At 38.4% G+C, this 13,481-nt stretch carries 8 protein-coding genes; 2 read left to right on the forward strand and 6 right to left on the reverse strand.

Annotated features, from left to right (window positions below):
- Positions 1-148 precede the first annotated feature (148 nt).
- Complete coding sequence (locus J4N25_RS21400) at positions 149-1,228, forward strand: glycosyltransferase (protein ID WP_207423855.1); 1,080 nt, start codon at positions 149-151, stop codon at positions 1,226-1,228.
- On the opposite strand, the gene J4N25_RS21405 is transcribed toward J4N25_RS21400, so the two are convergent.
- The 5 genes from J4N25_RS21405 to J4N25_RS21425 form a co-directional block, all read right to left on the reverse strand.
- On the reverse strand, positions 1,221-2,213 hold the full coding sequence (locus tag J4N25_RS21405) for an acyltransferase (RefSeq protein WP_207423856.1): 993 nt from the start codon (positions 2,211-2,213) through the stop codon (positions 1,221-1,223). The two genes, J4N25_RS21400 and J4N25_RS21405, sit on opposite strands and share 8 nt — an antisense overlap.
- 145 nt (positions 2,214-2,358) lie before the next feature.
- Positions 2,359-3,696, reverse strand: a complete 1,338-nt coding sequence (locus J4N25_RS21410; protein ID WP_304622445.1) for a nucleotide sugar dehydrogenase — start codon at positions 3,694-3,696, stop codon at positions 2,359-2,361.
- A gap of 22 nt (positions 3,697-3,718) precedes the next feature.
- On the reverse strand, positions 3,719-6,130 hold the full coding sequence (locus J4N25_RS21415; protein ID WP_207423857.1) for a GumC family protein: 2,412 nt from the start codon (positions 6,128-6,130) through the stop codon (positions 3,719-3,721).
- Positions 6,131-6,132: 2 nt separating this feature from the next.
- A complete protein-coding gene (locus J4N25_RS21420) occupies positions 6,133-6,870 on the reverse strand; it encodes a polysaccharide biosynthesis/export family protein (protein ID WP_207423858.1) in 738 nt (245 codons plus the stop codon).
- 218 nt (positions 6,871-7,088) lie between these two features.
- Positions 7,089-8,996 (reverse strand): polysaccharide biosynthesis protein, encoded by a 1,908-nt coding sequence (locus J4N25_RS21425; protein ID WP_207423859.1) that lies wholly within the window; start codon positions 8,994-8,996, stop codon positions 7,089-7,091.
- 574 nt (positions 8,997-9,570) lie between these two features.
- Here J4N25_RS21425 and J4N25_RS21430 point away from each other — a divergent pair.
- The gene (locus J4N25_RS21430; protein WP_207423860.1) at positions 9,571-12,690 is read left to right on the forward strand and encodes an AsmA family protein; all 3,120 of its coding nucleotides are present in this window, start codon (positions 9,571-9,573) and stop codon (positions 12,688-12,690) included.
- Positions 12,691-12,812: 122 nt separating this feature from the next.
- Here J4N25_RS21430 and J4N25_RS21435 read toward each other — a convergent pair whose 3' ends face one another.
- Positions 12,813-13,460, reverse strand: coding sequence for a response regulator transcription factor (locus J4N25_RS21435; protein WP_207423861.1), 648 nt, complete (start codon positions 13,458-13,460; stop codon positions 12,813-12,815).
- Positions 13,461-13,481 lie beyond the last annotated feature (21 nt).

Here is a 13,481-nt window from a genome sequence, read left to right on the forward strand (position 1 = left end):
CCACAAAAATACAGTTTTTCCAGTAGGTATAATTTATTTTCCTCTATAGAAGAGATCTAAAGAGTATTCAAATTCCTCAAACACTTTACTTATGCCTGTTTTTCTTCTATGTTAACTACATTTGATGAGGACATAATTTTAAGGTATTGTGGCACAAAAACTAGTATTCCTGGTAGTTTCTCTTCAGGCTTCAAACGGGACAGAGAGAGCAACAATCAACTTAGCCAACGCACTCATTACTTATACGGATTTCCAGATCACTATAATTTCTATTCGCCCACAGAAAAGGAAACCTTTGTTTGCTGTAGATAATAGAATTGAACAAGAATCCTTGAATATTGATATAAAAAATCCTTCCGAGGTTTTCCGCTACTATGGTCAATTAAAAAAAACACTTGAAGAAATTTCTCCTGATTTTATTATCTCTTGCAATTTTTATATTTCCTTCACTTTAGCTCCCTTAAGCAAAGCTTACAACATCATAGCTTGGGAACATGTCCTTTATAGCTTCCCGAGCAAAGCATTCCAACTTGTCAGAAAATACCTGTACAGATCTTTATCAGGAGTAGTTTGTCAGACAGAGTATGATGTCAAACAATATCTGGAGGATAAGATACATGCAACCTGCATTCCTAATGTTGTAGCTATGCGTCAAGGCTTTGGGAAACAAGAAATGGGCGTTAAACAGATCATTTGCGTGACCAGGTTTAGTGCTGAGAAGGGTATAGACCTTTTAATGGAAATAATTATAGAATCTCATCATTTATTAAAAGACTCAAAATCGAGATTCCTGATTATCGGGGAAGGAGATCAGAAAGCAGAATTTCTGATAAAAATGAAAGATTATATCGACCAAGGCTTTGTTATTGTAAAAGGAAAAACTGATGCAATTGAACAAGAATATGCCAATAGCGATATTTTAATCCTTACTTCAAGATCAGAATCATTTGGATTGGTAATCGTAGAGGGATTCGATTATAAATTACCGGCAATTGCATTCGCAATAGAAGGAGGCCCGCAAAGACTAATCACTAATGATCATAACGGATATTTAATACCTCCCTTTAACGTAAAAGAGTTTGCAACAAGGCTATCAACACTTGCATTAAATGATCAGCAACGATTACGAATTGCTAATAACACTCCTACCACCTCAGCAGAGTTTAAGGAATCAAAAATTTGTGCTCTTTGGATTAATTATCTGCATTCGACATCCAATGCTAAATAATCTTTCTCAACATTCTACTCTTATAAATGGCGGCAGAGACGAAAAGTGATACCGCCAGCACGATCACGAACTTAACAGGAATACCAATGAGAGGATCATCTAAGAAATTAAGATTTCTGCTTTTCAAAATCCTGTTAAATAAGTCCAATATTCCTGCATGTGTCAAATACACTCCAAAGGTTAGATGTGCTATGTTAGACAATATATTCTTAGATATCGTTAGCTGGCAAAAAATCTTATAGAAGCTTAAAGCTCCTATAACTACTAAAGGGGAGAGATATTCATAAAAATACAAGTGATTTAACCGCGAGGCGGTGTAGTAAGAAAGTACTGCTATTAGTAGAGACGATACAAGGTAGCCTATAATCAATATAAACAATGAAACTTTTCTCGCTCCAACAAGGAGATATCCCAGAAGAAAATAGCCGAGGTAATTGATAAACCATAAAATAAAAAACGGCTTATTACCCAGTTTCAAATCGTAGGCTGTCAAAAACATTCCTATCAACAAAAATGCAAACGCGACGTAGTATAAACTCCTTCGAGAAATTTGTTCAATACACAAATTTAAAACAGGAGTAATGACATAGAGACCCAAAATCATAAAAAGATACCATAAATGATAGAAAGGCTGAATAAGCTTAAATAGTGTTGGTAGTGACAAATTGCTATTGCCCAGGAACACTAGTCTATAGATGAGGTAAATCAAGCACCAAACGATTAGAGGAATAAGCACACGCACTGCCCGTTTTTTATAAGAAATAGCAAATGACTCCGATCGTCCAAGCAAAAAACGCCCGCTAATCATAACAAAAATCGGAACTGCAAGCCGACAGAAAGAATCTATAATATTCCCTGTCCAAAAAACCGAATCATAAACTCCTGCGGCCTTACGCTGAATAACGTAGTTGGCAGAAGCATGTAACAATAAAACTAATAAGGTTGCAATAGTCCTTAATGTGTCGACCGACTGATTTCTTTCCATAACCACACAAAATCCCCTCACGCTGAAACCGAGGACAAAATATTTATCTAAAAGTAATCCAATACGCTTTACAAGTATTGAGTACTGGATTACAAAACATAGAGTTCTAAATTAAAAACCTAAAAGGTAATTCTTGATAAAGCTATTATAACCTTGCGTCAACTAGCTCCTTATTTAGAATACCCTTCACATCGTAAACCACGCAATTATCACTCTTGCGAATATCCAGCCCTGCAAACTGTTTGTGAGATACAGCAAGTACAATTCCTGCATAATCGGCAAGATTAGGAAGCTGATCAGGAGGAAGAATGTTCAATCCATACTCGTGCTTAACCTCAGCCTGACTAGCCCATGGATCATAAATATCAACAGCTACATCAAATGAATGTAATTCATCAATAATGGAAATAACTTTTGTATTGCGAATATCAGGGCAGTTTTCTTTAAATGTAAAGCCTAATACCAGAACTTTTGAATCAATCACTTTGATATTCTTACGCATCATGCACTTGATCAGCTCCATGGCTACATGACGTCCCATACTGTCGTTCAGCCTTCTTCCGGCAAGAATGATCTCCGGATGGTAACCTACTTCCTGTGCTTTCTGTGCAAGGTAATAGGGATCCACACCAATACAATGCCCACCAACTAAACCTGGTTTAAAAGGAAGGAAATTCCATTTAGTACCCGCTGCAGCTAAAACCTCATGGGTATCAATTTCAAGCAGATTAAAGATCTTTGATAGTTCGTTAACAAAAGCAATGTTAATATCTCTCTGTGAATTCTCGATCACTTTGGCAGCTTCTGCAACCTTGATACTTGAAGCTTTGAAAGTTCCTGCAGTAATTACCGAGCGATACATTGCATCGATGTAATCTGCCACCTCCGGAGTACTTCCAGAAGTTACTTTAAGAATTTTGGTAACTGTATGTTCTTTATCCCCAGGATTTATCCTTTCAGGAGAATAACCTGCATAAAAATCAACATTAAATTTCAGGCCAGAAACTTTCTCTAATACGGGTACGCACTCATCTTCCGTAACACCTGGATAAACAGTACTTTCATAAATTACCACATCTCCTTTTTTCAAAACGCGCCCAACTGTTTCGCTAGCCTTAAGCATAGGGGTGAGTACCGGACGATTATGTTTATCAGTTGGAGTGGGTACAGTTACTATGAAAATATTGCATGAAGAAATATCCTCAGGATTAATAGTAGGAACAAATCCAAACTCTTTGGCATTCAACCGCTCTGCAGAAGGAAACAAAACGGCTTCCAAGTCAGCATCACTTACTTCAAGGGTCGAATCATGGCCAGCAAGCAGTTCTTCGGCTCGTTTACTGTTAATGTCAAAACCTACAACTTTGTATCTCTCTGCCAAGGCTACGGCCAAAGGCAAACCTACATAACCCAAACCAATCACTGCGATTTTTGACTGTTCAAGAGGTGTCAGGTCAAAATTTTTTATAGAAGTATTCATCATAATATTATTCACAACAATCCAATCAACTTACAAAAGGGATCTTCTCCTTTAGCCTTCGAACTAAGGACGGCTTATTTTCTTCATCCCCATAAATATAACCGTAACCATATCCATAGTCTATTGACAACTTCAGATCATTGTATATTGCATAAGTTTTCTTTATTAAACCTTTTTCAACCAGATCATTAATATTATCAACTGCATCCCAATCGGAGAACTGATGACGGAAAATAAAGAAGGTTAAGTCTGATTCACCAAAAATATCGATCGTTTCGGACACGAGACCAGACGGGGGGCAATCAAGGATAATAACATCATAGTGCATCCTCAATTCCTGCATCATAGCTGAAAAATTAGCGCTACCGATCAACTCCGCTGGGTTTGGAGGAACTGGGCCCGAAAGCAGGATATCTAAATTCTCACGACCAGATTCTTTTATGATCCTTCCTAAGTCACACGGCTTACTCAGATAATTACTAACACCGCGATCGTTAATTAAGTTGAAATCATTGGCGATCTTTGGCCTGCGAAGATCAAGACCCACTAACAATGTTTTCTTTCCTCCAAGTGCATAAATAGCAGCAGTATTAATTGAACAAAAGGTCTTACCTTCTCCTGATACGCTACTTGTGAATGCTATCACCAGGCTTGAATCGCCCGAGTGCAGAAAGGGAACACTTGCCCTTATATTTCTGAAGTTTTCACTCACAAAAGACTTAGGCTGTTCAAAAACAATATTATTAACATTCTTCCTGCTTCTGCCAATACTGCCAACTAGCGGCACCTTAAGTTTCTGCTCCAGAAGCTTTGAATCATAAATTTTATTGTCGAATATATTACGGATAAACAAAAACAGCAGAGGCAGGATTAGCGCCAGCGAAAAAGCTACACTGTAATTCCTTAAAGGCTTCGGCGTTATCATTCCTCCCATTGGTCTGGCAAGATCAAGAACCTCACTGGAAGGAATATTACTTGCCCTGCTGATCTCGGCCTCATCCCTTTTCTGCAACAAGTAAGTATAAATGTTTTCGCTGATAGAAAATTGCCTTTTAATACTTAGCAGGTTCCGCTCAACTTTAGGCATTCGATTCAAATCCCCACTCATATTAGCAATCCGCTTCTCAACATCATTATAAGACAGTTTTGACGTTTCATAGGCGCGTCTTATACTTTCTTTGAGTGTATTCAAAACAGTAGTATAGCGAAAGTTAAGATCCTTCAGTGTCCGGTTATCATCAGACAAGAACTGATTTAACCTCAACCGGTCATTCTGAATGTTGATCAACTCATTAATCAGCTGGTCAAGTACTGTTTCTTCTATACCTACAGAAGAAGGCACTGTAAGCTGGTTGATCTCTTCTTTTTGCAGGTAGCCTAGAACGTTTTGATAATATTTAAGCTTCAAGCTGATCTTTGACTTCTCATCCTCCAGAGAGGCAAGCCGGGTTAGAGCGAGATTACTCTGAGCTCCAACATCGAAACTTTGATTATCCGACCGGTACCTCTGCAACTGATCCTCAAAGTACATCAATGAATCCTGAATGCTTTTCAACTGGATGTTGATGAACTCGGCAGTATTAGTTGCCGTTCTGTTCTTATTAATTAACTCGCGGTCTTGATAAGCCTCAATTATTTTATTCAAATATTTTTTACCTTTCTCAACCATAGAACTCTCCAGGCTGAGGGCAAGAATAGTTGACTCCTTCTTTTGCGGCTCAACTTTTAGAGCTCTGCTATAAGAGACAGCAAGATTGTAATTAGACCTCAACTTAAAAGAGAAATTCTGCAGTTTAGCTCCGGGATTTTCAGCCTTGATCATCCTAAAACGGTAATTCTTCCCCTCGATCCAGCTGTTTAACCTGAACTTTCCTTTCAACTCTTTAGGTACTAATGCCCCGCTCTTCTGATCGGGGGACGCTGGATTGTACAGAGCAAAGGCAGACTTTTTAAAAGAGATCTTAAATTCATGAGGATTAACAAAATCAACATAAAACTCTCCTTCAATCAGCTGTGGGTGATTCCAGTCTACTTCCAATTTATATGGCAATGAATTATAGATCTCTACTTTACGCCATACACCCTCCCGGTAATACTCTACATTGAAATCAAGCTGCTTAAGTGTATTATAAGCAAGAGTGAATGATCTCATTATGGAGATCTCGTTCTCCATATTATCGGATGTTGTTTTCAAGCCAATGCTTTCAAATAACTCTTTGGAAGCAGCATTTTTATCCTGCTTGATCACAATGGTTGCTTGCACCTGATAAGCTGGTGTAGTAGTTTGATTGATATAGTAGGCTACCCCAAGAAAAGCCACAACCAATAGAAGAACCACGGGCCAGATGGCAACAAAATCGAAGAATAATTTCTTAATATCTGAATTATCGTCTGATCCTTTACTACTTGATGTATAGGAGGACGATTGCGACTTCATTATCATTTCGTTAAACTTAATACTAAAACAACAGCCGAAATAGACGAAATAATTACTTGCAGCGTTTGAGCTGCAGTTACCCCTGTACCAAACTGCCTGACCTTTAAAGGTTCTACATATAACTGATCATTAGGCTGTATGAAATAATAAGGCGAGTTAATTATAGATCTGTCATTCAGATCCAGTATATGAATACGGGTTCCCTCTGGATACTGCCTCAGAAGCTTCACCTTATTTCTCTTGGCCTGCACAGTAAGATCTCCTGACTGGGCAATAGCTTCGAAAATAGTCATGCGCTCCTGAAGAACAACGTATTTACCTGGCTTATTGAATTCCCCCAGAGTGCTAAATCTTATCCCCCCGAGTTTCACGCGAACGTATAGATCTTCTACCGATACTTTTTTGAAATACCCTGCCAGTTTTTGACTAATAACTGTCTCTGCTTGCCCTGTAGTTAGGCCCATCACCTTCACTTTGCCAATAAAAGGAAGTTTGATTTCACCGTTTTGGTCAATGGTATAGCCTGTCATATAATAGACATCTCCATTGTTTTGATTCATTCCCTGCGAAGAACTCTGTTTGCTTTCGGGATCTTCCAATCCGAAGATGGCATTCATCTCAGGAATTGTTGTTTTTATTTTAACATCAACAATATCATTATATTGAAGATGATAAACAGGAACGGAATATTGAATTAAAGAATCAGTTACCAGAGCTTTGCTCTTGTCCTTATTCTGCATGTAAACTACCTTCTTGTTCGAGATGCAGGAAGTTCCGAAAAAGGTGACAGTTAGAAGAAAGCACCAAAGTTTGTTTTTCAGAGAACGCCAGTTTTGCATAATAGATATTAATTCGTTATCATTTGTAGATGAATTATCCCAACCAATAGAGGATCAGGACTATTCATAGGATATCGAATGTTTACGTCAATGTCTTTTAAAGGTTATCAATTTTACAATTAAACATATTCCTTTTTTCGAAGGGAATCTTTCGCAATGTTATCGAGATGGCAGAACCGGGATTGATTGCTTTTGAACTCTGGTATTAAGGTTTTAAGACTTCCTACCATCCCCATTTCATCCATTTCGTTCATGTAGGAAAATATCTCATTGAACTGGCTGACCACCTCCTGATAGGCATGCGGTCTTACCCTCGCAATCATAATTTTCTTGTTATAGGTAGGCTTGGTATTTTCACCATTTGCGAGCAGTTCTTCGTAAAGCTTTTCACCGTCTCTCAGTCCCGTATATTTGATTTCAATGTCTCTGCCCAGTTCCTTTCCGCTCAGTTTAATCATCTTTACCGCCAGGTCATTGATCTTTACAGGTGTTCCCATATCGAATACAAAGATTTCTCCCCCCTTACCCATAGCTCCTGCTTCAAGCACCAAATTACAAGCTTCACTTATGGTCATAAAATAGCGGGTAATCTCTGGGTGAGTGATCGTCAATGGTCCACCAGCAGCGATCTGCTTTTTGAACAAGGGAACTACAGACCCATTAGATCCTAATACATTGCCAAACCGGGTTGTTATGAACTGAGTACCTTTGCCAGCAAGCTGGGTATTCAACGATTGAGTATAGATCTCAGCCGCCCTCTTCGTTGCCCCCATTATATTGGTGGGGTTTACCGCTTTATCTGTTGATACCATTATAAACTTTCCAACTTCGTAGCTAACTGCGAGATTAGCTAAATTGTAAGTTCCTTGTATGTTACAATAGAAGGCTTCGTAAGGATGCTGTTCCTGCATAGGTACGTGCTTGTAGGCTGCAGCGTGGAAGATAACGTCAATCTTATAGGTACTGAAAATATAGTCGAGCCTTTTCTTATTTACCACATCTGTGAGCACTGGCACCAATGTGACCTCGGGCATTATGTTCTTTAAGTCAATAACCAGATCATGAAGAGGAGATTCTGCCTGGTCCAGGACAATTAACAGAGAAGGATTTTCAGCAATGATCTGGCGAGCAAGCTCGCTTCCAATAGAGCCTGCAGCCCCCGTTACCATAATCGCCCTGCCTGAGATCATTGCCTGGATCTCTGTTTTATCAGTAGAAATCTGCTCGCGCCCTAATAGGTCAAGGATCTCTATATCATGTAATTTCTCAGGTTTCTTCTTCTCTACAAACCATATATCATCTTGAGGGATTACCTTCAACTGAACACCCGCTTTTTTACATGCTTCGAAGAGTTCTTCCTTTCTTACATTTGAAATTACCCTTGGAGAAGCTATAATTTGTTTTATTCCATTTTTCCTGGCAAAGCTTTCAAGACGCTGTGCACTTACTACAGGGATACCATTAATGAGCTTGCTGCATTTACTTAACTCATCGTCAAAAAATGCAATGACATCCATTTTATTCGCCCTATCATTTTTAAGGTAATTCGACAACAAGATTCCAGATTCGCCCGCTCCAAAAATCCCGATTTTAAGTCCCTCTGACGATGCTGTGCGAGCAAACAAGAATACATATCTAATTCCCATCCTGTAGTTAAAGAAGAGGAACAGGCTCATAGCTGAACTAAGAAAATAGTAGTAGAGAATAATAGTAGAAGTGTTGTTAAGTAAAGTGATACCTATAATTTCGATGCTAAATAAAAGACTTAATTGAATTGCGCTGGTTTTAAGGAGAGTTAATATATCTTCCAGGGAAGTATGCCTGATCACTCCGCGATAGCTTTTGGTGATAGAAGTACTGATAAGTCCTGTTATAAGGAATTTAATCAGGGAAGAATAAAACGGAACCTGGAAATAAAAATTATCACTTTGTGAAATGAACACAAACACCAGAAGTGCCGATACAAAAGAAAAGAACACATCAATCAATAAGATCAGCCATGGCGGTTGAAAATTTAATGCGTTCACTCTGTACTTGAACCTATTAACCATAATACACGTTACCCCTTTACTCCATCCCCACATTGGAACAGAGAGTCATTTCATTTAAAATATTTCTTATTGTTAAGCGGGAATTATGGGAGAACTGCCTCCTAAACTCATCATTGCTTGATACGAAGCGTTTCGTTGCAGGTTTCAGCCGAATTGACAAAAGCTGCATATATTACTTCGCCGCGGTAACACAAAGGTAAAAAAGTTAAGGTTAAGAGAAAGATCGTTATTCTGAAAGAAAAGATCTGCCAAGTGTCCTCATTTCCATTTTTAGTTCCAATATGCATTTTTTAACCAGGAAGAATGCCTTGATCTCTATTTTCCCTTAACCCTTTTTTAACGTACGATATCTATATTTGCCATTAAACACATTCCTAGATGCCCGCTAACATAAATATTTTTCGTTTTTTATTGCGTCCTTTAAGTGTTTATAGTTTGCGGTATGATGTGATGGTTCAGGAAAAAAGCGCTACTTGTGGAAGAGCCTGTGTCACTTTCCCGAAGTAACTATCCTATAATCTTATTTGATTCTTTCAGCTCCTATTACAAAATGAAACTTTTGTCTAAGTACCTTTTCTTCTTCCTATTGATAGTTCTTTCTACTATCCTGTTGCTAATGGCTGCAATGCCCTATATTACCCCTAAAAGCTTTTCAGACAGGGTTAAGCAAAGTGCCAATAAAAACATCAATGGCAAAATTTCATTCACCAAAATGAAACTTTCCTTTTTTGAGCATTTCCCAGCCCTCACATTATCCCTGTATAATGTTTCTTTAAAAGGGTCTGCCCCTTTTAGCTCCGATACACTTCTAGCTGCCGAGGAACTCGCCTTAGGTATTAACCTCAGAAGTTTAATAGGTAATCAGGTAATTGTCAACCGGATTTTCCTGGAAAAGGCTAAATTCAATGTATTAGTTGATAGCTTGGGTAGGGCTAACTATAACGTGCTGAACACCGGCGCTTCCTCGTCTTCTTCTACTACCTCTGAGAGTTCCGGATTAAAGATTGAGGATATAAGCATTTCCAGGAGTGATTTAATTTACGAAGACAAGAGTCTGCCAATGCTGATAAAGATCAAAGGTCTTACTTATTCGGGAAAAGGAAATTTGAGCAAAGAAATATTTGATCTTACAACCCAGGCACAAATTAAGCACTTCGACCTTTACTATGACAATATCCCTTATTCAGTAGGAAGGAAAATTAAAGCTGATCTTATCACCAGAATAAATACTAATTCCCTTCAGCTGATTTTTATAAAAAACAAACTTCAAATAAATCAGGTCCCGCTGAGCTTTTCAGGCAAATTCGAATTTCTACAGAACGGCTATGATCTGGATTTCAAGTTGAGAAGCTCGGAGGCCGACCTGGAAAACTTAATTAATACCCTACCCCCACAATACCTTGAATACTTTAAGGAATTTGAGATTAAAGGAAAATCAACTTTTGACCTGGGATTGAAAGGAAAATACATCGCGCAAAATCAAGAGCTTCCCAGTCTTGATCTGTCATGGACTATTAAAAATGGAGCGTTCCGACATCGTAAAAGCTCTATTCCTCTGAATAACATCCAAATGAAAGCGAGGTCTTTTATTCCAGATTTTGACCTTCAAAAAGCTAAGGTTGATTTAGACACTCTTTTTTTTAATATTGATGGAGGGTCTTTCGCGGGAGTGTTACACACTCGTGGTTTAGATAGTCCTTATATCAATGGCAATCTGCGGGCAAACCTGGACCTCGGGAAGATTCAAAGGGCTCTTAATATTCAAAAAACAGATACGCGCGGAATTTTAAACCTTAGCCTTCGTGCTGAGGGCAATTATAGATACAAATTAAATAACTATGGCAATGGAAATATTGACACTATTTTAATGAGTATTCCCCGCTTTGAATTAAACACTCAACTTTCTAAAGGCTTTTTCAAGTATGCGTCAATGCCAAATAGTATTGACCATTTTGAGTTTGACGTACGAGCTGCTTGCCCTGACAGTAATTATAGGAACATACAACTTGACTTAAAGAAAATAGATGCCAGGTCGTTAAACAATTATCTGAATGGACATCTAAGTATAACCCGGAACTCTGAACTTAATATCGACACCCGTTTGAAGGCTTTTATAGACTTGGCCTCCCTTAACAAAATCTACCCAATGCAAGGCATGTCTATGGAGGGAGAATTAAAAATGGATATAGCCTCGAAAGGTGGTATAGAAATTAAAGGAAGAAAATACCCTGCAACGAATGCCTCTGTACTTTTAAACGGTGGATACATTAAAACATCAAAAAGTCCATATCCTGTAAGCAAAATTCAAATCAGTTCTTTTTTATCCAGCAGCGGGGGAAAATCAAAAGACTTCAAAATAAACATTAGCCCCTTATCCTTTCATTTTATGAATCAGCCCTTTGTATTAAGGGCAAATTTGGCTAACCTAAGTAATCTCTCTTACAAGATTTCCTCTCACGGGATTCTTGATATAGGAAAACTGTACAGTGTTTTTGCCTCTAACAATTATAAAGTGCAAGGATTGCTTCGTACTAACGTTGAGCTGGCTGGACAACAAAAGGATGCGAATAACGGCAACTACAAAAAGCTCTTTAACAAAGGCACATTCCGGGTTAGAGACCTCGCTCTCTCCTCCGATCTTTTACCCAAGCCTTTCATGGTTAATAGAGGTATTTTTAGTTTTAACAACGACGAAATTAACTTCCACTCCTTCAAAGCCAGTTTCGGCCGAACCAAAATTGCACTAGAAGGTAGTGTTTCTAATATTATAGATTACATTACTACCTCAAAAGGAGAGCTCTATGGCGACTTCAAGCTAAAAAGCGACTTAATCGTTGCGGATGAGTTTCGCTCAATACCAGTGTCACCTGGGGGAGCTAAAGCGATGCCAGGGAAGCCTGGGGTAATAATGATACCTGATAACCTCAAAATCAAGTTCTCAGGAGAAGCGAAGGAAGTTAATTACGGGGGAGTCAAGTTTGATAGAATGCATGGAATGGTATCCATTAAAAATGGGCAGCTAGACCTTCAGAATCTTAGTGCCAATTTTATAGGAACTCCCGTAAAAATGAGTGCCGCCTATAAGGCCTTTTCTTCAAAGACGGCATATTTCCAGTACGTAATAAATGCTAAGGATTTCGACATTCAAAAAGCTTATAATAGCAGCCTGGTTTTTAGAGAATTAGCTTCTTCTGCTGCACATGTTCGCGGCATCGTCTCATTGGATTACAAACTCAGCGGTAGATTAAACGGCAACATGGAACCTGTTTATCCATCAATAAAGGGCAATGGCATAATATCGGTTAAAGACGTTAAACTAAAGGGCTTTAAACTTTTTAATGCAGTTAGTAAAAAAACCGGGCATAAAGACCTCGAAGATCCTAAACTAAGTCAAATTACCATTCGTTCTTCGATTGCAAATAATATTATTAGCATTGAAAGAACACGCATGAAGATTGCGGGGTTCCGACCAAGAATAGAAGGGCAAGTAAGTTTTGATGGAGATCTCAATTTACAATTCAGGCTAGGCTTACCTCCTTTCGGTATTTTAGGGGTTCCAATACAAGTAAGGGGATCACAGGAGAATCCAAAACTAAAGATTGGACGGGCTAAAGAGGAAGACAAACTTCAAGACAAAGAAGACGAAGCAGAAGAAATTGTGAAGAACTAACAGGTTGTAAACCTAACAGGCGGTTTTATGTAAGCAGAAAACTAATTTATAATCGTCTTGGCAGAGATGAATGAAGCCTTGTTATTCAATTGCGGATTATGGCAGATTAAGTTGAACAAAGTCTAAAGTTTAACATTACCCTTTTGAAACAGCTCAACAAGTTCGACCACATTTTTTATGCGAAGCTTCTCAAAAATTCTCTTTTTATAAGTACTGATTGTAGACATCTGTAGATTTAGGATGTTTGCAATTTCAACCGTCCCCGATCCTTTAATTAACAGCTTAGCTACGTCCAGTTCCCGGTTGGAAAGCGAGCTAATACCTGTTGGATTTTCACCTCCAATAGCATTATTAATTACAATCTCCTTTACATGTTCACTCATGAAGGTCTTGCCGCATAAAACCTGCTCGATAGCTTTTAATATATCCTTTTCGTTCGTCTCTTTATGTACATAACCCTGAGCTCCAGCCTGTATATATCTAATCGCGTACAAATCTTCCAAATAGCTTGAAAACATTAAAATTCTAGTCGCAGGCCATTTTACCCTTATGTTCTCAATCATCTTTATACTATCCCCGCCCGGCATATTGATATCGAGAATTAGCAGGTCAATCCTTTGCTCGTTCAAAATCTCCTTCGCCTGATCAAAAGTACTTGCCTCATGCAAAGTAGCTGTAGGGATGTTTTCATTAATAAGAAGGCTTAGACCATAACGAACAATTGCGTGATCATCAGCAATCAGTATATTTCTCCTGTAATTCAAGCTCATCAAATTTCCAAACACGTTATA

This window comes from Desertivirga brevis (genome assembly GCF_017355835.1).